At 71.8% G+C, this 20,463-nt stretch carries 21 protein-coding genes and 2 tRNA genes; 14 read left to right on the plus strand and 9 right to left on the minus strand.

All coding sequences use genetic code 11. From position 1 onward, the window contains the following. The first annotated feature begins 63 nt into the window (after positions 1 to 63). From ACIBBA_RS08230 to ACIBBA_RS08245, 4 genes are read left to right on the plus strand one after another with little or no spacing between them, the layout of a single operon-like run. Entirely contained in the window at positions 64 to 780 is a 717-nt protein-coding gene (locus tag ACIBBA_RS08230; protein ID WP_396694978.1) for an energy-coupling factor ABC transporter permease, read from the plus strand. Next, positions 777 to 1,229, plus strand: a complete 453-nt coding sequence (locus tag ACIBBA_RS08235) for a PDGLE domain-containing protein (protein WP_396694980.1) — start codon at positions 777 to 779, stop codon at positions 1,227 to 1,229. Before ACIBBA_RS08230 ends, ACIBBA_RS08235 begins: the two co-directional genes overlap by 4 nt. 5 nt (positions 1,230 to 1,234) lie before the next feature. Continuing rightward, on the plus strand, positions 1,235 to 2,005 hold the full coding sequence (gene cbiQ / locus ACIBBA_RS08240; RefSeq protein WP_396694982.1) for a cobalt ECF transporter T component CbiQ: 771 nt from the start codon (positions 1,235 to 1,237) through the stop codon (positions 2,003 to 2,005). Beyond that, the gene (locus ACIBBA_RS08245; protein WP_396694984.1) at positions 2,002 to 2,775 is read left to right on the plus strand and encodes an energy-coupling factor ABC transporter ATP-binding protein; all 774 of its coding nucleotides are present in this window, start codon (positions 2,002 to 2,004) and stop codon (positions 2,773 to 2,775) included. The genes cbiQ and ACIBBA_RS08245 overlap by 4 nt, the downstream gene beginning before the upstream one ends. Before the next feature lie 9 nt (positions 2,776 to 2,784). On the opposite strand, the gene ACIBBA_RS08250 is transcribed toward ACIBBA_RS08245, so the two are convergent. From ACIBBA_RS08250 to ACIBBA_RS08265, 4 genes are read right to left on the minus strand one after another with little or no spacing between them, the layout of a single operon-like run. Next, positions 2,785 to 3,858, minus strand: coding sequence for a hypothetical protein (locus ACIBBA_RS08250; protein WP_396694986.1), 1,074 nt, complete (start codon positions 3,856 to 3,858; stop codon positions 2,785 to 2,787). Next, positions 3,855 to 4,571 carry a DsbA family protein gene (locus tag ACIBBA_RS08255; protein WP_396694988.1) on the minus strand — a complete coding sequence of 239 codons (717 nt, stop codon included), beginning with the start codon at positions 4,569 to 4,571 and terminating at the stop codon, positions 3,855 to 3,857. Before ACIBBA_RS08255 ends, ACIBBA_RS08250 begins: the two co-directional genes overlap by 4 nt. Beyond that, complete coding sequence (locus ACIBBA_RS08260) at positions 4,564 to 5,088, minus strand: MauE/DoxX family redox-associated membrane protein (RefSeq protein ID WP_350869321.1); 525 nt, start codon at positions 5,086 to 5,088, stop codon at positions 4,564 to 4,566. Before ACIBBA_RS08260 ends, ACIBBA_RS08255 begins: the two co-directional genes overlap by 8 nt. 34 nt (positions 5,089 to 5,122) lie before the next feature. Next, on the minus strand, positions 5,123 to 5,710 hold the full coding sequence (locus ACIBBA_RS08265) for a sigma-70 family RNA polymerase sigma factor (RefSeq protein ID WP_396694990.1): 588 nt from the start codon (positions 5,708 to 5,710) through the stop codon (positions 5,123 to 5,125). A 122-nt stretch (positions 5,711 to 5,832) separates the two neighbouring features. On the opposite strand from ACIBBA_RS08265, the gene ACIBBA_RS08270 reads away from it, so the two are divergent. The 4 genes from ACIBBA_RS08270 (at position 5,833) to ACIBBA_RS08285 (ending at position 10,189) form a co-directional block, all read left to right on the plus strand. Further along, complete coding sequence (locus ACIBBA_RS08270) at positions 5,833 to 6,462, plus strand: zf-HC2 domain-containing protein (protein ID WP_396694992.1); 630 nt, start codon at positions 5,833 to 5,835, stop codon at positions 6,460 to 6,462. 35 nt (positions 6,463 to 6,497) lie between these two features. Then, positions 6,498 to 8,159 carry a copper resistance CopC/CopD family protein gene (locus ACIBBA_RS08275; RefSeq protein WP_396694994.1) on the plus strand — a complete coding sequence of 554 codons (1,662 nt, stop codon included), beginning with the start codon at positions 6,498 to 6,500 and terminating at the stop codon, positions 8,157 to 8,159. Positions 8,160 to 8,176: 17 nt separating this feature from the next. Then, positions 8,177 to 8,911: a YcnI family protein gene (locus tag ACIBBA_RS08280; protein WP_396694996.1), complete on the plus strand. Its 735-nt coding sequence runs from the start codon at positions 8,177 to 8,179 to the stop codon at positions 8,909 to 8,911. A gap of 144 nt (positions 8,912 to 9,055) precedes the next feature. Then, positions 9,056 to 10,189 (plus strand): hypothetical protein, encoded by a 1,134-nt coding sequence (locus ACIBBA_RS08285; protein WP_396694998.1) that lies wholly within the window; start codon positions 9,056 to 9,058, stop codon positions 10,187 to 10,189. Positions 10,190 to 10,314: 125 nt separating this feature from the next. Here ACIBBA_RS08285 and ACIBBA_RS08290 read toward each other — a convergent pair whose 3' ends face one another. Next, entirely contained in the window at positions 10,315 to 11,619 is a 1,305-nt protein-coding gene (locus ACIBBA_RS08290; RefSeq protein ID WP_396695000.1) for a glycosyltransferase family 87 protein, read from the minus strand. A 66-nt stretch (positions 11,620 to 11,685) separates the two neighbouring features. Here ACIBBA_RS08290 and orn point away from each other — a divergent pair, with 66 nt between their 5' ends. Together orn and ACIBBA_RS08300 are read left to right on the plus strand one after the other, a co-directional pair. Beyond that, positions 11,686 to 12,282, plus strand: a complete 597-nt coding sequence (gene orn / locus ACIBBA_RS08295; protein ID WP_396695002.1) for an oligoribonuclease — start codon at positions 11,686 to 11,688, stop codon at positions 12,280 to 12,282. A gap of 105 nt (positions 12,283 to 12,387) precedes the next feature. After that, positions 12,388 to 12,460, plus strand: a tRNA-His gene (locus tag ACIBBA_RS08300). Positions 12,461 to 12,530: 70 nt separating this feature from the next. On the opposite strand, the gene ACIBBA_RS08305 is transcribed toward ACIBBA_RS08300, so the two are convergent. Further along, positions 12,531 to 13,835, minus strand: a complete 1,305-nt coding sequence (locus ACIBBA_RS08305) for an Ig-like domain-containing protein (RefSeq protein WP_396695004.1) — start codon at positions 13,833 to 13,835, stop codon at positions 12,531 to 12,533. Positions 13,836 to 14,098: 263 nt separating this feature from the next. Beyond that, positions 14,099 to 15,358, minus strand: coding sequence for an Ig-like domain-containing protein (locus tag ACIBBA_RS08310; protein WP_396695202.1), 1,260 nt, complete (start codon positions 15,356 to 15,358; stop codon positions 14,099 to 14,101). A 186-nt stretch (positions 15,359 to 15,544) separates the two neighbouring features. On the opposite strand from ACIBBA_RS08310, the gene ACIBBA_RS08315 reads away from it, so the two are divergent. Both ACIBBA_RS08315 and ACIBBA_RS08320 read left to right on the plus strand, forming a co-directional pair. Next, positions 15,545 to 15,620, plus strand: a tRNA-Lys gene (locus tag ACIBBA_RS08315). 302 nt (positions 15,621 to 15,922) lie between these two features. Further along, complete coding sequence (locus ACIBBA_RS08320) at positions 15,923 to 16,195, plus strand: DUF4326 domain-containing protein (protein ID WP_396695006.1); 273 nt, start codon at positions 15,923 to 15,925, stop codon at positions 16,193 to 16,195. Here the strand turns inward: ACIBBA_RS08320 and ACIBBA_RS08325 are convergent. Then, positions 16,185 to 17,075, minus strand: coding sequence for a hypothetical protein (locus ACIBBA_RS08325; RefSeq protein WP_396695204.1), 891 nt, complete (start codon positions 17,073 to 17,075; stop codon positions 16,185 to 16,187). The genes ACIBBA_RS08320 and ACIBBA_RS08325 overlap by 11 nt on opposite strands. A 513-nt stretch (positions 17,076 to 17,588) precedes the next feature. On the opposite strand from ACIBBA_RS08325, the gene ACIBBA_RS08330 reads away from it, so the two are divergent. Together ACIBBA_RS08330 and ACIBBA_RS08335 are read left to right on the plus strand one after the other, a co-directional pair. Further along, positions 17,589 to 18,386, plus strand: coding sequence for a DeoR family transcriptional regulator (locus tag ACIBBA_RS08330; RefSeq protein WP_396695008.1), 798 nt, complete (start codon positions 17,589 to 17,591; stop codon positions 18,384 to 18,386). Positions 18,387 to 18,533: 147 nt separating this feature from the next. After that, positions 18,534 to 19,214 (plus strand): YdcF family protein, encoded by a 681-nt coding sequence (locus ACIBBA_RS08335; protein WP_396695010.1) that lies wholly within the window; start codon positions 18,534 to 18,536, stop codon positions 19,212 to 19,214. Positions 19,215 to 19,220: 6 nt separating this feature from the next. On the opposite strand, the gene ACIBBA_RS08340 is transcribed toward ACIBBA_RS08335, so the two are convergent. Further along, on the minus strand, positions 19,221 to 20,447 hold the full coding sequence (locus ACIBBA_RS08340) for a helix-turn-helix domain-containing protein (protein ID WP_396695012.1): 1,227 nt from the start codon (positions 20,445 to 20,447) through the stop codon (positions 19,221 to 19,223). Positions 20,448 to 20,463: the final 16 nt, after the last annotated feature.

A 20,463-nucleotide genomic window follows, 5' to 3' on the forward strand; every position in this document is an offset into this window, starting at 1 on the left:
AAGGTTCGGGAAATAGTCTGAGTCCGCCGGCGCGGAGGGCCCCGCCGACGCGTGGGAGGTCGCGTGGAAACCCTGGCGATGCACATCTCGAACGGGATCATCAACGGTCCCGTGGCCGCGGTCTTCGCGGCGCTCGCACTGGCCGCCATGACCATCTGCGTGCTGCGCGGCCGGCGGGACCTGGACGATCGGCTCGCCCCGATGGCCGGCCTGGTCGCCGCGTTCATCTTCGCCGTGCAGATGCTCAACTTCCCGATCTTCACCGCCGGGGTGAGCGGTCACCTGCTCGGCGGTGCGCTCGCCGCGATGCTGGTCGGCCCCTGGGTCGGCGCGCTCTGCGTGGCGGTGGTGCTGGTCGTGCAGGCGCTGGTCTTCGGTGACGGGGGCGTGGCGATGGTTGGCCTCAACATCACCAACATGGCGCTGATCGGCACCGCCGCGGCGTACCTGCTGATCGCGCTGCTGCTGCGGGTGCTGCCCCGCACGCCCGGCGGCCTCGCGGTGACCGGCTTCGTCTCCGCCGTGCTCAGCGTGCTGGTCGCGTCGCAGGGCTTCGTCCTGCAGTACTGGCTGGGCGGCACCACCGACCTGGGCGGCAACCTGGCCGGCCTGGCCGGCACGATGGCCGGCGCGCACCTGCTGATCGGCATCGGCGAGGGCCTGATCACCGCGACCACGGTGGTCACCGTCGCCAAGGTCCGCCCCGATCTCGTCTACGCGCTGCGCGGGCTGCGCCCGGTCGCCGCGCCCGCCGTCCCGGCCGTCGGAGGTGCCCGGTGAGCAAGCGTCCCTGGATGTTCGTCGTCGGCGGCCTGCTGGTCGCGCTGCTGCTCGCCGGCGTGGTCAGCAACTACGCCTCGTCCCACCCGGACGGCCTCGACTCCTCTCTGCTCAAGGGCTGCACCGTCGACGCCGACGACAACATCACCGGCGGCAGCTGCCCGGCCCAGCAGGCCAAGGATCACGAGCTGGCCGACAGCCCGCTCGCCGACTACGGCGTACGCGGCATCGACAACGCCTTCCTCTCCACCGGGCTCTCCGGGGTCCTCGGCGTGCTGCTCACCTTCGCGGTGGGGGCCGGTGCCTTCTGGCTGCTCCGCCGCCGTTCCCCGGGCACCGGCGCGACGGCCGGCAACGGCGCGACGACCACCGGCGACGACCCGACGGCGGCGCCGGCGGGCACCGGGGCGGCGGCCGGCGCGGCCGGCGGCTCCGCCGACCGGAACTGACGGCGATGGGAGCCGGGCACGGGCACGTGCTGTACCGGGAGAGCCGGTCGCCCGTGCACCGGCTCCCACCCGAGGTCAAGATCGTGGCGATGGTGGTCTTCACCATCGCGGTCGTGGCCACCCCGCGTGAGGTGTTCTGGGCCTTCGGCGGGTACGCCCTGCTGGTGGCGGCGGTCGCGGCGCTGGCCCGGGTGGGCCCGCGCTGGCTGCTCAGCCGGGCGCTGATCGAGCTGCCGTTCCTGCTCTTCGCGGTCGCGCTGCCGTTCCTCGGCGCCGGGGAGTGGGTCGAGGTGGCCGGCCTGCACCTCTCGGTGGACGGCCTCTACGGCAGCTGGAACATCGTGGCGAAGGGCACCCTCGGGGTGCTCGTCTCGCTGCTGCTCGCCGCGACCACCACCACCCGGGACCTGATCGTCGGCCTGGACCGGCTGCGCTGCCCCCAGGTGCTCACCCAGATCGCCACCTTCATGCTGCGCTACCTCGACGTACTGGTGGGCGAGGCGCGGCGGATGCGGGTGGCCCGGATCTCCCGGGGCGACGACCCGCGTTTCCTCTGGCAGCTGCGCGGCTTCGCGGCCGGCGTCGGCGCGCTCTTCCTGCGGGCCTTCGAGCGCGGCGAGCGCGTCTACCTGGCGATGCTCTCCCGTGGCTACTCCGGTCGGATGCCCGCGGTCTGGCAGGGCGCCGGCGCGGCCACCACCGGGCAGTGGCTGGTCGCAGCCACCGTGCCGGCCCTGGCGACCGCCATCGCCGCCACCGCGGTCGTGCTGGGATGATCGGCGACGTGCAGTCGACAGCTCCCAGCCTGGACGTCACCGGGGTTCGCTACGCCTACCCGGACGGTCACCACGCCCTGCACGGGGTGGATCTCACCGTGCCGCGCGGCGGGCGGGTGGCCCTGCTCGGTCCGAACGGCGCCGGCAAGACCACCCTGGTGCTGCACCTCAACGGCATCCTCACACCGACCGAGGGGAGCGTGAGCGTCGGTGGGCTGACCGTCACCCCGGACCGGGCGACGCTCGCCGAGGTTCGGCGCCGGGTGGGCATCGTCTTCCAGGACCCGGACGACCAGCTCTTCCTGCCCACGGTCGCCGAGGACGTGGCGTTCGGCCCGGCGAACCTCGGGCTGCGCGGCGCGGAGCTGGCCGCCCGGGTCGACGAGGCGCTCGCGGCGGTCGGAATGTCCGCGCACCGGGACCGGGCCCCGCACCACCTCTCGTTCGGGCAGCGCCGCCGGGTGGCGGTGGCCACCGTGCTCGCCATGCACCCGGAGATCCTGGTGCTCGACGAGCCGTCGTCGAACCTCGACCCGGCCGCCCGGCGCGAGCTGGCCGAGATCCTGCGCGACCTGCCGGTGACCCTGCTGATGGTGACCCACGACCTGCCGTACGCGGCGGAGCTCTGCGACCGCTCGGTGATCCTCGACGGCGGCCGGATCGTCGCCGACGCCCCCACCGTGGACCTGCTCGCCGACGCCGACCTGCTGGCCCGGCACCGCCTCGAACTTCCCTACGGCTTCGATCCCCGGGCGGTGGCCGGGCGCTGACCGCGCCGCTCAGACCCGGGTGGCCGTGGGGGTGCGGGCGGCGTGCAGGCGCAGGACGCCGGCGGCGGTAGCGCCCGCACCGGCGATGAGGACGATCGCGACCAGCACCCGGGCCGACGTGGCGGGCCACGGCACCGGCGCGACCGAGCGGGCGAAGACGGCGGCGTTCGCCACCCCGGCGAAGAGCGCCAGGCAGGCGCCGGCCAGCGCCACGGCGAAATCGGCGGCGGGCCGGCGGGCCAGCGCGTAGCCACCCGCCCCGATCGCGCCGAGGCCGGTGAGCAGCGCCCAGATCTGCCCGCCGAGCAGCCCCAGCAGCACCCCGCCCACCCCCTGCGCGCCGGCGTCCAGCTCCCGGCCCACCGTGTAGACCACCGCTGCCGCGCCTCCGGCGACGAGCAGCGCGCCGAGTCCGGCGAGCGCCCGGGCGCCGGGCACCGACCCGGCGGCCAGCAACCCGACCGCGCCGACGGCGAGCAGGCCGACCGTGGCGATCGCCCACCAGGTGTACGCGTCCGGCGGCGGCACCCAGTCCAGGGCGCCGCGGATCTCCACCGGGTCGGCACCGTCGCGCAGCGGGACCGCCCAGTCCCGGATCCGGTGCTCCCGCTCGGGGGCGGCCCGGACCGCGCTGGGCGGGGCGGACTCCCGGTACAGCGCGCGCTGGTCGTGCCAGCGCACGCTCGGTCCGTCGGCCACCCGCCGCCAGGACGGCGCCGCGGCCGGGTCGGCCTCCGGTGGCAGCGTGGTCTCCCCGGCGATGGTGCGGTTGAGGTACGTGGCGGGGGAGTGCGCGTTCTCGAACACCCCGTCCGGGCCGATCCGCAGGTACGGCTCGCCGGAGTAGCCGATCACCTCGACCGGCCGCCCGGTGCGGTTGGTCAGCTCCAGCCGTGCACCCGCCTCGACCACCCGGACGCTCAGCCCGTCCCGGGCCGGGGTGATCCCGCTCACCGTGGTGCGGTAGTCGGTGCCGTCCGGCGCGTCGGCGCCGTGCGCGGCGGCCGGGGTGGCGGTCGCGAGGGTGGCGGTGAGCACGCCCGCGGCCACCAGACCGGCGCGGGTCAGCAGGGTGCGGATCACTTGCCGGCCGCCGCCACCGCTGCCCTGATCGCCTCCGGGCTGGGGTTGCTCACCTGCTCACCGTCGATGATCACCGTGGGGGTGCCGGTGATGTTGTTCCGGCTCGCCTGCTCGGTGACGTGCTCGGTCCACGGCTTGAAGGTGCCCTCGCGTACGCAGTTGCCGAACCCGTCGCGGTCCAGTCCGACACCGGCGCCGATGTCGATCAGCTGGTCGTCGGTGAGCCCGGCGCTGCCCTCCGGTGGTTGCTGCTCGAAGAGGGCCTTCGCGTACTCCCGGAACTTGCCGCCCTCGGCGGCGCAGCCGGAGGCGGCCGACGATCGGGTGGAGTACTCGGTGCTGGAAAAGCGGTTGAGGTAGGCCACCGGGTGGTAGACCACCCGGATCTTCCCCTCGCTGATCAGCTGGTCGATGGTGGCCCCGCTGGTCTGGTCGAACTGCTTGCAGACCGGGCAGAGGAAGTCCTCGTAGATGTCGACGGTCACCGGCCCGGAGCCGGCCACCACCCCGGTGCCGTTCTCGGCGGACCCGGTGGGCGGGGTGAAATCGTCCGACCGCTGGCTGGACCAGACGCTCCAGCCGATCAGGCCCGCGATCACCAGCACGACCACCGCCGCGGCCGACACCCAGATCGTCCGCCGGCGCCGCCGCTCCCGGGCCAGCTGCTGCCGGACCACCTGGGCGGCACCCTTCTGCCCCTTGCGACTACTCATCCTCGTCCTCCACGACGGGTTCGCCCGTCAACCAGCCGTCCACCGAGACGGGCGTGCGGGGCCAGATCAAAAGGAATGCCGCCAACACCAGGAATCCCAGGTCCCGGAGGATCTCCGGGAGGTAGCTCGGCGCCTGCCCCTCGGCGAGCTGCCCGCCGCTGCCGAAGCAGCCGCAGTCGATGGCGAGGCCGCGGGCCCAGGCCGAGGCGATGCCGGCGATGAAGACCACCAGCAGCGCCGCCGAGACGCCCGCGCTGAGCCGGGTGGCCAGGCCGAGCAGCAGGAGCACCCCCAGCGCCAGCTCGACGAAGGGCAGCGCCGCGCCGACCACCGTCGACACGTCGTACGGCAGGAGCTGGTAGGCGTTCACCGCGCGGCCGGAGGCGGCCAGGTCGTCGACCTTCGACGCCCCGGCGAGCAGCCAGACGGCGGCCAGGCCCAGCCGGGCGGCGACGCCGAGCCAGGGGCGGACGGCGGGCCAGCCCGCGGCCCGGATGCGGGGTGTTGTCACGGTCATTGGTCGTCCCGTCGCCACCGGAAGTTCCGCCCGGTCAGCCGGCGAGCGCGTCGTTGACGGCTTCGATGAGGTCGTCGCGGGCCCGGGCGACCCGGGAGCGGATGGTGCCCACCGGCACCCCCTCGACGGCGGCGGCCTCGGCGTAGGAGAGACCGAGCAGTTGGGTGAGCACGAACGCGCCGCGCCGCTCGGCGGAGAGCCGGCGCACCAGGTCGGCCGCGCCGAGCTGCCCGGCCGGGTCCGGGTGCGGCCGGTCGGTGTGGGCGTTCGCGGCGAGCCGCGCGTCGAGCCGTCGGCGGCGGACCACCGTCCGCAGGTGGTCGGCGCAGGTCCGCCGGGCGATGCCGAGCAGCCAGGTACGGGCGCTGGAGCGGCCCTCGAACGTCGGCAGCGCCCGGAACGCCCGCAGGTAGGTCTCCTGGGTCAGGTCGTCCGCGCTGTCCGGATCCACCAGCGCGGCGGCGAACCGCCAGACCTCCACCTGGGTCAGCCGGACGAACGCGGCCTGCGCCGCGGGATCGCCGTCGCGGGCGGTCAGCGCCCACTCGGTGGCCGGATCCCGGGCAGCGCCATCAGCCGGGTCGGCCGAGCCGGCGGCGGTGTGGCGCGGTGCGGGGATCACGACAGTCCAGGTTACGCGGCGCGAAAGGGGCCGGGAGGGTCCTTGGACCCTTCCATGGTCTGCGCCACGCCGGGAACTTTTCTCGCGCCCGGACCGACTACCCCCTCATGAACTGTGACGACGTGCGTGCGGCGCTGTCGGCACGGCTGGACGGTGAGGATCCGCAGGTCGCGCCGGCGGTGCTGGACGGGCACCTGCCGGGCTGCCCCGGCTGCCGCGCCTGGCTGGCCCGCGCCGAGCAGGTGACCCGGCTGGTCCGGGTGCAGTCGGTGCAGGTGCCCGACCTGACCGCGTCGGTGCTGGCGGCGGTGGCTGCCGACCCGCAAGCCGCCGGTCGTACGCCGGCGGCGACGCTGCGGGCCCGCCGTCAGGTGCTCCGGGTCGCGGTGGGAGTGGCTGCCGTCGCCCAGCTCGCCATCGCCCTGCCCATCTTGCTCGCCGGCCTCGGCGTCAGCGTCGACCCGCACACCAGCCGGGAGATGGCCTCGTTCGACGTGGCGTTGGCGGTCGGCTTCGCGCTGGCCGCCTGGCGGCCCGACCGCGCCCGCGCGTTCGTGCCGGTGGCTCTGGTGCTGGCGGTCTGCCTCGCCGGCACCAGCGCGGTGGACATCGCCAACTCGACCACGGCGTTGGTGCACGAGGTCGGTCATCTGGCCGCGGTGGTCCAGGCCGGCCTGCTCTGGGCGCTCGGCCGGGCCAGCCGGGACGTCGATCGGCCGCTGGCGCCGGTGCTTGCCGTGGGGCGCGGGTGAGCAGGGGTGGTCGGATACCGTCTCCGTCGGCGAGCATGATCGGCATGACTGCTGCCCCTCGTCGCTGGCTCGCCCGGCTCTGCGCCACCGCCGGCCTGCTGGTCACCGTCGTCGCCCTCCTGATCGCCCCGGCCGGCCCCGCGAGCGCGCACGCGGTGCTGGTCAGCAGCAGCCCCGCCGCGTCGGCGGTGCTGCCCAGCGGGCCGGCCGAGGTGGTGCTGACCTTCAGCGAATCGGTCCGGAAGGTGCCCGACAAGGTCCGGGTCATCGCGCCGGACGGCTCCCGCGCCGATCGCGGTGAGCCGTCCTTCGAGGGCGCCGTCGTGACCATTCCGGTCGACCCGGCCGGCGAGCGTGGCACCTACCTGGTCAGTTACCGGGTCATCTCGGCCGACAGCCATCCGGTCTCCGGCGCGTTCACCTACTCGGTCGGCGCGCCGTCGCCGCCTCCGGTGGACACCGGCGACGACAGCCGGGCCGACCCGGTGGTCGGCGCCGCGGTGAAGGTCGCCAAGTTCCTCGGCTATGCCGGGCTGGTGCTGCTGGTCGGGCCGGCGCTGGTGCTCGGCGCGCTCTGGCCGCGGCGGCTCAGCCGGCGCGCTCCGGCCCGGCTGGCCTGGGCCGGCCTGGGCCTGGTCGCCCTCTCCACCCTCGCCGACCTGTGGTTGCAGGTGCCGTACACCGCCGGTGGTGGGCTCTTCGACGTCACCGGCGCCGGCCTGAGCAGCGTGCTGGGCAGCACCTTCGGGGCCGCGCACCTGGTGCGGCTCGGCCTGCTGGCCGCGGCCGCCTTCCTGCTCCGGCCGCTGCTCGCCGGGCCGGTCGGCCGCGCCGACGGCATCATCCTCACCGTGCTCGGCGTGGCCGGCCTGCTGACCTGGCCGCTGGCTGGGCACCCGGCGGCGTCCCCGGCGCCGGCGGTCTCCGTGGTCGTCGACGCGGTGCACCTGGGCAGCATGGCGGTCTGGCTCGGTGGCCTGTTGATGCTCGCCGCCTTCCTGCTGCGCCGGGCCGACGAGCGGGAGCTGACCGCGATCCTGCCGATCTGGTCCCGCTGGGCCGCGGTGGCCGTCTCCGCGCTGCTGCTCGCCGGCACTGTCCAGGCGTTGATCGAGGTGGCCACCCCGAACGCCCTGGTCAACACCACCTACGGCCGGCTGCTGCTGGCCAAGATCGGCCTGTTCGTGCTGGTGATCGCGGTGGCCGCGTACTCCCGGCAGTTGGTGCGCCGGCGGGTCGCGGCGCAGCGGCCGGTGCCGGTGCGCCGGGCCGTCTGGGTCGAGCTGGCGGTCACCGCGGTGGTGCTCGGCCTCTCCGCCACCCTGGTGCAGACCCCGCCGGCCCGCACCGCCGTCGACGTGGCCGGTTCCGAGGCCGGCTACTTCACCACCACGCTGGAGAGCCCGCTGCTCAACATTCAGGTCGAGTTGGACCCGGCCGAGCGGGGCAACAACTCGATGCACCTGTACGCGTACACGAAGGACAACCGCCCGCAGCCGGTGGTCGAGTGGCGGGCCACCGCCGCGCTGCCCTCGGCCGGGATCGAGCCGATCGACATCCCGCTCCTGCCGCTCACCGACAACCACGTGACCGGCGAGATCAACCTGCCCGCGTCCGGGGACTGGCAGTTGCGGCTGACCGCCCGGACGTCCGACATCGACCAGGCCACGGTGACCGCCACCGTGCCGATCCGTTAGAGAGAGGTCCCGACTCCATGATCCGTACCCGGCGTACCGCCACGGCAGCTGCCGGCCTGGCGCTCGGCGTCGTCGCCACCGCGGTGTTCGGCTTCGCCGCGCCCGCCTCGGCCCACGTCACCGTGAACCCGAAGGAGGCGACCCAGGGCGGCTACGGCCGGATCGCGTTCCGGGTGCCGAACGAGAGCGACACCGCGTCGACCACCAAGCTGGAGGTGGTGCTGCCGGAGAACGCCCCGGTGGGCTCGGTCTCGACCATGCCCGTGCCGGGTTGGACGGTGGCGGTGGAGAAGCGGAAGGTGGACCCGCCGATCGAGGTGCACGGCAGCCAGCTCACCGAGGCGGTGTCGAAGCTGACCTGGACGGCGACCGGTGACGCGGCGGTCAAGCCGGGCCAGTTCCAGGAGTTCCCGGTCTCCCTCGGGCCGCTGCCGCAGGTGGACCGGATGGTCTTCAAGACGCTGCAGACCTACTCGGACGGCAACGTGTCGCGGTGGATCGAGGAGCCGACCCCGGGCGGTGAGGAGCCGGAGAACCCGGCGCCGGTGCTCACCCTGACCGCCGCCGCGCCGACGACGGCACCCGCCGCGGCGGCCGGACCCGTCGCCGACGATGATGACGATGACGACGCCGAGGGGAACGGCCTCGCCACCGGGCTCGGCATCGCCGGTCTGGTCGCCGGCGTCGGCGGCCTGGCGCTCGGCGGGCTGGCGTTCGCGCGTACCCGGCGGGAGCCGGCCGCGAAGGCCTGAGCCGAACCGACCAAGCGGGCCCGCCGGATCTGTACCGGCGGGCCCGCGGCTTTCCACCGATCGCGTGCCGTGGATATCCCCTGATCGGCCGGCCTGCGTCGGTAAGGTCGGCCGGGTACCTGGCCACGGAGGGGGACGGAACGGATGCGGTTCGTGCGGGCGATCGCCGGAATGCTGTTGCTGATCATCGGTTTGCCGACGCTGATCGTCGGCGGGGCGCTCGGGGTGGTCACCCGGCACGCCGACCCCAGCGGCGCGTTCACCGCCCGGTTCGAGACCGTGCACACCGCCGGGCACGCGGTGGTCGTCACCGACCTCGGCGAGCTGCTGCGGCGGGAGGCGCCGTTCGCCCGGTTCGGGCAGCAGCGGATCCGGCTGGAGGCCCGCACGCCCGACGGCCCGGCGTTCGTCGGCCTGGCCCCGACCGACGAGGTGCGGCGCTGGCTGGAGCACGTCCCGCACGACGCCGTGCGCCGGGTGGCGCTGGCCCGCGGTCCACTGCCGATCCGTCTGGACGGAGGCGGGACCGCCCTGCCCGCCGGGACTCCGGCCGCCGAGGCCGCGCCGATCGGCCGCCCCTTCTGGGTACGGGAGGGGATCGGCGCGCTGGAGTGGACCCCCGACGAGCTGACCGGACGTTCGCTCAGCCTGGTGGTGACGCGCCCGGACGGCCGCCCGGACTTCGACCTGGAGATGCGCGCCGAGTTGCGGGCCGGGTGGACCGCCCCGGCCACCTGGGGCCTGCTGGCCGGCGGCGTACTGCTGGTGACCTTGGCCGTGCTGCTGCTGCTCCGTCCGGCGCGCCCCCGGGAGGTGGTCTTCGTGGTCGAGCCGGACCAGGTGCCGGTGCTCGCCGGGCGGCTCGGCGTCAGCTCGCTCAGCGGGTTGGGCGCCCAGCCGACCGGCTCCGACGACCGGGTGGTGCTGGCCCAGCGGCAGCTCGCCGCGGTCGGCTCCGGCCCGACCGAGCGGTCCCGGGCCGCGCTCGGGGCGTCGCCCGACCGCCGGCCGGCCAGCCTGGCCGACCTCGTCGCGGCCGAACCGACCGCGAAGGACCCCGGGTGCGGCGCGGCGACGCTGCCCGCACCGCCACCGGAGCTGTCCCTCACGCTGGCCTGGCCGCCGGTGGCGGCGGAGGGCACCCCCCAGCCGGTCCCGGCCGGTCGGCTCCGGCCGGCCACCCCGGCCGCCGACGCCGACGCGGCCGCCGCCGGCCCGGTCGGTGACGACGCCCGGTCGGCCGAGCGTCGGCCGGTCGACGGCGGGCAGCCGGGCTGAGCCGGCCGCAACAGGCGAGTGGCCCTCCGCGCTGCCGACGCGGAGGGCCACCCTTCACCGGGGGATCGGTGCTGCTACCCGAGATGCGCTTGAGGTAGTTGAGGCCAGATTAGCGCTGATCGTGGCTACTCGGGACGTGTGTCCATTTGGTGCAACTTCTCGGGCTCGGCCGCCGGTCGGCGCGGCACCCCCGGACCGTCGTTGCGCCGCGTCGGCAACGTCACCAGCAGCAGCAGGCTGAGCAGGACATACGTGTTGCGGACCAGGAACTCGCCGGGATCGTCCGTGCGGGCGGGCGCCACGCCCCAGTCGTAGAACGAGACGACGCCGTAGATGATCAACGCGCCGGTGCCGATCGCCAGTGTCGCCCGCCAGTACCGCCGCCGGGCACCCTCGGCGGTGGACCGGTCGGTGCGCGCCGCCGCGTCGGCGAGCACCACCACCGCCGGGATGAACCAGTAGAGGTGGTGTGTCCAGGTGATCGGGCTGACCAACCCGCCGACCAGCCCGGTCAGGGTCAGGCCGGCGAGGTGGTCGCCGGCCCGGGCGGCGCGGGCCGCCCGCCACAGCCCGTACCCGGCGATCACGGCGACCAGCAGCAGCCAGGGCAACCGGTCCGGCTTGTCGGGCGCGGTGAACCGGCTGAGCAGGCCGAAGAGCGACTGGTTGCCGGTGTAGTCGGTGCGCCCGACCCGGTCGTTGTCCCAGAGCTCGCGCGTCCAGAACCGCCACGAGTCGTCGGGCGCGACCGCCGCCGCCAGCAGCGTCGCCGCGGCTGCCGTGGCACTGGCCACCGCCGCCGCCCACCAGCGCCGGCAGGCCAGCAGGTAGACGATGAAGATGCCGGGGAAGAGCTTGAGCGCGGTCGCCAGGCCGACGCCGACCCCGGCCCAGCGCCGCCCCTGCGGTACGGCGAAGAGCAAATCGGCCAGGATCAGCACGACCAGGAACATGTTGATCTGGCCGAAGGTGATGGTCTCCCGGGTGCTCTCCACGGCCAGCACCAGCAGCACCGCCACGGTGACGGTGAACACCCGGGGCAGCTGGTGCCGAGCGATCACCGGGCCGAGCAGCCAGCGGGTGGTCAGCACCACGCCCAGGCCGGTGAGGATCGTGAAGATCACCACAGTGGCGCCGAGCGGGAGCAGGGCGAACGGTCGCAGCAGCAGAGCGCTGAACGGCGGGTAGGTGAAGTAGAGCTCGCCCTGGACCCGATCCGGTTGGACGTAGTCGTAGAGCGGGTTCCCGTCGGCCCACCAGCGCATCGCCCGCATGTAGATCTTCAGGTCGAAGAAGTCGTGCACCAGGCCAGGCAGGTAGAGCGCGGGCAGCACCGCGGCGAGCGCCACCAGCGTGACGAGGCGACGGACCGTACGGCCACCGGGATCGTCGTCGGTGACGGCGGGCGGTGGGACGGGTTCGGCTGGCACTCCGAAACCCTAGCGGGCTGCTCCGCCAGGAGCGCGCAGCCGCGCACCGTGGGCTGCGCGTAGTCTGTGCCGGTGGCTGATCTCCTCGTCTGGATCGACTGTGAGATGACCGGGTTGGACCTCGGCAGGGACAAGCTGATCGAGGTCGCGGCTCTGGTCACCGACCCGGATCTCAACGTGCTCGGTGACGGTGTCGACGTGGTGATCCACGCGGACGAGGCGGCGCTGGCGGCGATGCCGGAGATCGTCCAGACGATGCACGCCAAGTCCGGGCTGACCGAGGAGGTCCGCCGCTCGGCGGTGACCCTGGCCGAGGCCGAGGACCTGGTGCTCGACTACGTCAGCACCTTCGTGAAGGACCCGCGTTCCGCCCCGCTCTGCGGCAACTCGATCGCCACCGATCGGGGCTTCATCGCCCGGGACATGCCCCGGCTCGACAACCACCTGCACTACCGCATGATCGACGTCTCGTCGATCAAGGAGCTGTGCCGCCGCTGGTATCCCCGGGTGTACTTCGGCCAGCCCGCCAAGGGGCTGGCGCACCGGGCGCTGGCCGACATCCGGGAGAGCATCCGGGAGCTGGAGTACTACCGGCGGACCGTCTTCGTACCGCTGCCCGGCCCGGACGTGGAGAGCGCCAAGGCGATCGCCGCCCAGCTCTGAGCCGGGCGGGCCCGCCTCGGGCAACCCGGTGGACGTGGCCGCCCCGCATGTGGGTATTATTTCTCCGCACCCCGCCCGGGGCGTTCGACCGGGTGCGGCGGCATGGTGGCTGTAGCTCAGTTGGCAGAGCACCGGGTTGTGGTCCCGGTTGTCGTGGGTTCAATTCCCATCAGTCACCCGGCACACGGAAGCCCCCTCCTCGCGGAGGGGGCTTCCGTCGTTGTGGGCCGCCGGGGCGGCCCGACCGCTCAGGCGGTCGGGCCGGTGCTCGGCGTGGTGTCGGGGTCCGGGGTCGCGTCGGTACCCGGCTCGGCCGGCGGCTCGTACGGCACGGCGCTGCCCTTGACGTAGTCGTCCCAGCTCATGTTCCAGTCGGTCCAGCCGTTGCCGTTCTGCAGCTTTCGCTCCGTGCCCTTCACGGTGATCGGGTCGCCGATCCGGGTGTTGCTGAAGAGCCAGGCGCCGTTGGCCATCGAGACGTTCACGCAGCCGTGCGAGACGTTGACGCTGCCCTGCTGCCCCTCGGACCACGGGGCGGCGTGGATGAACTCGCCGCCCCAGGTGAGCCGCTGGGCATAGTCGATCTTCGTGCGGTAGCCGTCCTCCGGGCCGAGCTCCTCGAAGGTGTCGAAGACCGTCTTGCGCAGCTTCTCGATCACCACCATGGTGCCGCTCGATGACGGAGTGCTCTTCTTGCCGAGGCTGACCGGGATCGTCTTGATCACCGAGCCGTTACGGGTGACCGTCATCCGCTTGGTCTTGTTGTCGACCGTCATGATCAGGGACGGGCCGATCGTGATGTCCACGGTGAGGTCGGCGCGGCCGTACCAGCCGTTGCCCATCGGCAGGCCGCCGGCCTGGACCCGGTAGGAGACCTTGGTGTTGGCCTTCCAGAACGCCTTGGGCCGGTAGCGGATCTCGGTGGGGCTCACCCAGTGCCAGATGCCCTCCTGGGCGGGGGTCGAGGTGACCGTCATCCGGCGCTGCACGTCGTCGCGGTAGTCCTCGGGGACCGCCCGGCTGAACTTGACGATCAGCGGCATGCCGACGCCGACCACCTGGCCGTCGCCGAGGAAGCTGCTCACCCGGATCTGGTTGCCGGGCTTGGCCATCGTGGTGAAGTTGCTGGTCGCCGTCGCGGGGCGGCCGTCGTCACCGGTCGCGGTCACGGTGGCGGTGTACGCCTCGCCGTACTTCAGCGCACCCGTCGGGAGCCAGCTCTTGCCGTCGGCGGCGAGGGTGCCCTCGATCGCCGTGCCGGCGGAGTCCTTCAGCTCGACGGCGGTCTCCACCGCGTCCTTGGTGGTGAAGGTGATGCCGGTCGAGGCCGGCACGTCCTTCGCGTCGGCCTGCGGCTCGCTGATGGTCGCCGCGGCCTTCGGTGCGGGACTCTCCCCGCCGCCCTGCCACGAGGACGGCTTCCCGCCGTCGCCGTCGGTGCAGGCGGAGGTCAGTGCCATCGTGACGGCGAGCAACCCCGCCGCGAAGAGGCGGCGCCGCCCTCCGGGCCGGCTGCCGCGCCGTCCGATCAGCTGGTCCTGGTCAGCTCGCATGATGTCCTCACAGTCGTGGTCCCCCGCATCGCCCATCTTCTCTCACAGACGCACCAGTACTGGTACCCGTTGCAGAGGGTGAAACGAAACACTGCACGGCATGATGCCGGAATATTGATAGAATCCGACAATTTGTGAGGCCGGCTCGGATCGAGGCGACCGTACGGCGCCTGACCAGGCCCGGGACAGTCCGCTGGGGCGACTCCCCGGCGTCGGCCGGCCGGAACGCCGACCCGGAACCCGGGCCGGCGCCGTCGGTGGGGTCAGACGGCCGGGCCGGCGCCGCCCTCGGGCACCGGCAGGGCGCTGCCCTTCACGAACTCCGACCAGCTCAGGCTCCACGCGGTCCAACCGTTGCCGGCGGCCAGCTTGCGTTCGGTGCCCTTGACGGTGATCGGGTCACCGATCTTGGTCTTCCCGAAGAGCCACCGGGCGTTGGCCATGGACACGTTGACGCAGCCGTGCGAGACGTTCTGCCGGCCCTGGACGTGCTCGGACCAGGGCGCGGCGTGGATGTACTCGCCACCCCAGGTCAGCCGCTGGGCGAAGTCGATCTCGGTGACGTAGCGGTTCGCGGGATTGGGATCGTCGCGGGTGTCGAAGACCGTGGACTCCTTCTTCTCCATCACCACCATGGTGCCGCTGGAGGAAGGGGTGCTCTTCTTGCCGAGGCTCACCGGCAGGGTCCGGACCAGCTTGCCGTCCTCGTACACGCTCATCTGCTTGGTGGAGTTGTCCACCTTCATCACGAAGGACTGGCCGATCTTGCCGGTCGCCTTGCGGTCCACGTCGCCGTACCGGCCGTTGCTCAGCGGTACGCCGGCCAGCGCGATCCGGACGGTGATGGTGGTGCCCGGCTTCCAGTACTCCGGCGCCCGGTAGTAGGCCTGGGTGCCGTTCGACACCCAGTGCCACGCCCCCGGCTGCGGCGGGTCGGTCCGGACGAACATCCGCTTCTGCACCGCCGCCCGGTCCTTCTTCGGGATGCCCGGGTGGAACTCGGTGACCACCGGCATGGCCACCCCGTAGGTCTTGTCGTCGAAGAGGTAGAGCCCGGAGCCGATGGTGGACTTCGGCTTCTTCATCGTGGTGAAGGTGCTGGTGCCCTGGCTGGTCGCCCCGTCGGTGCCGGTCGAGGTCACGGTCGCGGTGTAGCGCACGCCGTACTTCAGCGGGCTGTTCGGCACCCACGACGAGCCGTCGGTGCGCAGCTTCCCCTCGACCTTGGCGCCCTCGGCGGTGGTCAGGGTGACCTGGGACACCTTGCTGCCGTCCGGCAGCTTGGCGCTGATCTCCGTGCTGACCGGCCTGTTCTTCGCCCCGTCCGCCGGGGCGAGGGTCAGCGGCGGCCCGCTCGGCGTCGCCGGATCGGCGGTGCCGCTGGCCGCGTCGACGCTCGCGCTCGGCGAGGCCCCGCCGACGAAGGACGGCTTCTTCTGCTCGTTGCCGCAGCCGGTCAGAGCCAGCGACGCCGCCAGGGTCAGGACGCCCAGCACCGCCCCGGCTCGCGTGAACCTGCCCATCCCCACCTCTGTTCTCGCGTACCTGGCGGACATCGTGCCGTATCCCTGCCGTTCCTCAGGACCCACGGCTCTCGGAGCGGGGCGCTTTAGACCATTTGCCCGTTAAGCTCGCCCGAAGGGTGGAGCCGGGTATCGGATTGGAACCCCACTCAGGGGCCGTGCTAAGGTTTTCCCCGTTGCCAACGAGCGCCGCTAGCTCAACTGGCAGAGCAGCGGACTCTTAATCCGCGGGTTCGGGGTTCGAGTCCCTGGCGGCGCACCAGCAATAAGGGCTCTGGCCTGGTGGTTTCCACCCGGCCGGAGCCTTTTTCGTGTACGCCGCTGGTGGATGGTCGCTCGGTGGGTGCTCGGAAGCCGTTGGACCGGGGCGGCGTTGCTGGGACATGTCGTTGTTCCGTGGACGGCTGCGCTTATCGTCATTTCTGAGGTGGCCGGCCTGCATCGGGCCCTTGGGGTCATTGACCCGTCCGCTCGCACAGGGGCGACGGGCTTCCTTCGGGCAGCCACGCGGAGCCGGTCGTTGGCGATTACGCTGGCGGCGTGGGGGGACAGCCTCGGGTTCGTGTGCAGGGGGATCTCTATCACCCGGTGGTGCCGCCCGGTGCCGTGTATGTGGGGCGGCAGGGGTTCGGGTTGCGGCGTTCTCCCTGGGCCAATCCGTTCAGCCTGCGAAAGCATGATCGGGCGGAGGCGTTACGTCTCTATCGGCAGTGGCTTGTGGGGCAGCCGGCCCTTGTTGACCGGGCGCGTCGGGAACTGACGGGGAGGCAGTTGGCGTGCTGGTGCCGCGCCGAGGATGCGTGCCATGCCGACGTGCTGGCCGACATCATCGGTTGACGTGCAGCCGGTACCGAGCGGTGGGCCGTCTCGGTGCGTAGATCCCGCCGATGCTGAAGGACTGCGGCCTTGCCGCTTGGTTACCTACGTAGAAGGCGACGTCGCGGTCGGCGGCGCAGAGCTGGGTGAGGAACTTGTGTCTCAACTGCTCCGCAGCCTCCGCGTCGGTGAGCTGGCCCAGACGGCGTTGTAGGGCGACGAACTCCCAGTCCCAGAGAGTCTGCTGATGACCGCGGCAATGACGGTCTGCGCACCGGTAGCGGTAAGCGCCGGTGAAACGGGGTGCTTGAAGCGGGCTGCGCTTGGCCGGTTCCAGTAGGTCGAGCTGGTTGAGGTAGCCAGCAATCTTCCTGCGATCCTCCGCCGACCAGCCGGGATGTCGCTTCACTTGAAGAGCCGAGATGTCAGCCACGCGAATCAGCGCGATCGATCGTGCGCTCCGGTCGTCGCGGGCCTGTTTGTTGAGCCAGCACATGGAGTCTTCGACGAGTGGATCGAGGAGATTTCGACGCGACTGCGGGCTGGCAATGTGCCGCTCGGTGGTGATGGTGTCCACGATCGGCTTCCAGCTCTCGCGCCGCTGGTCTTGCCTGGCTGGCAGTGCCTCGACGTGGATGATGTCGTACTTGTGGAACTTGCCGTCGTCGTCGAGGTCCCGATAGTGGACGGGGTAGAGGCGAATCCAACCCGTCCAGGGCGGGTCTATGCCCAGTGCCCCGACGCAGACCGTCTCCCCGTACCGCGCCGAGGGGTTGGGTGCCGCTTTCACTGTGATCAAGAGGCGGAGTTTTGCTGGTCGTGCCAGGACTGGCTTCGGTCTCGGATCTTCGTTGGTGCTCGGTCCCCACAACGGAAGCTGTTCCAACGGAACCACCCACATCGCTAGATGCAGCTGCCAAGACACACTCAGTTACATAGACAATCTCACGTCAAGGGGATCTGGGGCTAGCCGGCAGGGGCGAGGGGCAGCCGCCCTGCCGAACGCCGGCACGGAGAGTTCGCCTGGATTCGTCACGTTCAGTAGACCGCTATCGGTGTGTGGCGCTTCATCGCCGAGCCGGGAAGGCGCGTGTCAGGCGTTTCTGGTGATCGGTACCGCGGTGCTGGGCGCTCGGTGGAGATCAACTTTTGGTGGCCCGGTTTGACCGCTTCGCTTCCTTCGTCCTCAGCTCTTCGGCTGATTCACTGAACAGTGATCTCCAAAATCGGCCCCAAAACCACGGTTTGGGTACGTGGGTGCTCGCACGGCCTGGCCCAACGGCCCACGGCGGCGCTGTCTCCGGTCACGGCGGTCCCTGGCTTCCGATTTCCCGGTCAGAGCATCGACCACTCTCTGTTGCAGCCGTGGGAAACAGGATGTCGTACCGCCGGGGCGCGGAGGGATCATCAGCGAATGGGTGACCAGAATGCCGCGCGGCGGTTGTCCCCGCGGCGGTGGCGGATCCTGTCGTACCTGGCACAGCATGGTTCTGCGTCGACGCTGGACGTGGCGCTTGTTTGTGCGGTGTCGCGGCTGACCGCTCACCGGGACTTGGTGTGGCTGCACGAGGCGGGACTGGTGCGCCGCGAGCGCTCGCCGGAGGACCGGACCCACACCTGGTGGTACGGGGTCACGGCCGAGGGGACCGACGTGCTCCGGCGCGCCCTGACGGCGTCGGGGCGGCCGGTGCCGCTGAGGTTGGGTCAGCGGCCCTCCGGCATGGCGGATGCCCTGCTGTTTCTGCCGTTGATCGAGGTGTCGCGGCGCAACCCGGGGCGGTGCGAGCTGTTCCAGTGGGTGGCGACGATGGAGACCTCGGCGTGGTTGCGCCAGCACGACCTCGCGCAGTTGCGGGCCGACGGCTACGGCATATGGCTGCAGGACGGGCGGTGTCTGCGGTTCCTGGTACACGTCGACCGGGGCCTGGCCGGCGATGTTGTCGCCGAGTACGAGCGGCCGGCGTCAGGTCGGGGTGGACTGTTGGCTGGCTACCGGCGTGCTCACCGGCTGGTGCCGGTCGGGGCGGTTCTTCTGATCGCTCAGGATGCCGAGCGGGAGGAACGGTTGCGGGCCGATCTGCTCCGTGGGCCGCTGCGGAACGTTGTCGCCACGACCACGCGGCAGCTGTTGTATCGCCACTGGCCGGACGAGCAGGTGTGGCAGGTGCCGGGCAAGAGCGGCAGGCGTTGCCTCGTCGAGGTCGCATCCTGACCGCACCCCCGTCACGATGCCTTGGCCGCCGCCAGCCTCCTGGTCCTGACGGGGTCAGCGGCGTTGTGCTGGAGTCAGCCGCTTCCTGCTGCCCTGCTACCCCTACGCTGGCCGCATGAGGGAACCAGCGCGGACCGGACCTGGTAGGTGCTGATGAACCGGCATGCAGCGGCACCTGCCGAGGCGATCCCTGACGCAATCCGGTCGGACGTGGAGACGCTGTGGCGCTACCACGACATGCGCCACGAGTTGCGCCCGTGCGACGTGGGGATCGGGTTGGGCAGTCATGACCTCGGCGTGGCCGTCATCGCGACGCGCTTGTTTGACGAGGGCCTGTTCCCAAGGATCGTGTTCACCGGCGCGAACGCCCCAACGACCGTCGAGCGGTTCCCGCGTGGAGAAGCAGTGCACTACCGCGAGTACGCCATCGAGCAGGGCGTACCCGCGGAAGCGATTCTCGTGGAGCCGCGTGCCACGAACACCGCCCAGAACCTGGAGTACTCGCGTCAGCTCCTGACCGAACACCGGATCCCGGTGAAGTCGGTGCTGATCATGTCGCGGCCCTACCAACAGCGTCGGGCCTACGCCACCTGCAGGTTCATGTGGCCGGAGGTTGATGTGGTGTGCGCGTCGAACCCACTCGAACTCGACGACTACGTGAGCAGCATCGGCGATCCGCGGCGGGTGGTGGACATGTTGGTAGGCGACACGCAGCGGATCGAGGTGTACGCGGAGCGTGGGTTCGCGATCCCGCAGGAGATGCCGGACGAAGTGCGGGAGGCCTTCGGGCGCCTGGTCGCGGCTGGCTACACGAGCCGGCTAATTTGAGCCCAGCTACCAGCGCGGTCCTCCCGACCGGACGCCCATCCGGTCGCTGAGTTCGACGGCCAGTCGGGGTGGCCGGGGGCGGATGAGGATGTCGCGGACGAGGTCGCGGGATAGCTGGTGGTAGCGCACCTGGTCAGGGCCGATGACCTCGGCCTCCAGGAGTGCCGCGAGCGCGTCGTCGATGCGGTTCCACCGGGCAAGGGCCCGGGCGGTTTCGATGGCATGCCGAACCTGCCGCTCGACGGGCACGGTGCTGGTGTCGAGTGTGGCGCCGATGGCAATGGCGCGTTGCACGTCGCCGAGTTCCATCGCCACGGTCGTCTTGTGGATCGACACGTTGGTCGGCCCGAACGCGGTCCAGACGTGGTTGCCATCGGCACCGAGCCGCTGTGCGGCGGCATCGGCCTCGGCGATGTGGGTGTCGGCGGAAGCGCGGTCGTCGTCTCGGGCGGCGGCCAGCGCGCAGACGAGGTGCAGGCTGCCGTAGACCGACAGCAGCTGCGGAGTGGGTTTGGCGAGCCGTGGTTCAAGAAACTGCGCCGCGGTGGCGGCGAGGCCGCGGGCTTGGGCGTACTCACCGATGGACGCCAGGGAGTGTGCGGCGGAGCGGCTGAGTGAGCCGATGACGACGTGGTCGTGGCTGGCGTTGGCGGCGGCCAGCCCTCGGCTGGCGGCGGTCCACGCGAGGTCGCCTTCGCCGAGCTTGGTGAGGAACAACGCAGCGAGCTGGTGGGCGTAGGCGGTCATCGCGTGCGCGCGCTGGCCGTCGTCTCCGTCGTACGCCTCCGTGGCGGTGAGGCAGTCGTGGATGAGGTAGGGCAGCCGGCGGGCGAGGGTGCCGTAACGCGAGTGCTGGTAGGCGGTCCAGATCTCGGCGACGTCATTCTCGATTTCGCGCAGGGCGGGGGCCTCGACGTCCCCCGTGCTGGCCAGCGTCGGCGCGAGGTGACGATAGTCGTGAAGCGCGGCCCGCAAGGCCGGGATGGTCTCGCGCCCTGAGTCGTCCGACCACTCGAACAGGCTCGGTGTGCCGATCAGGTCGCCGAGGGACACGTCGAGGGCTTTGGCGATCGCGCGTATGACCGACAGTCGGTCGAGGTCGGCCCGGTTCGTCTCGACCTTGCGTAACCACTCCTGGGTCTTGCCGACCAAACCGGCCAGTACCTCCTGGGAGAGCCCTCGTCGACGCCGGTAGAAGGCGACGCGCTGGCCGATGGTCATGTCTTCCGTCATCCCTCGCACACCATCA

The organism is Micromonospora sp. NPDC051006 (assembly GCF_044456245.1).
GTDB lineage: Bacteria > Actinomycetota > Actinomycetes > Mycobacteriales > Micromonosporaceae > Micromonospora.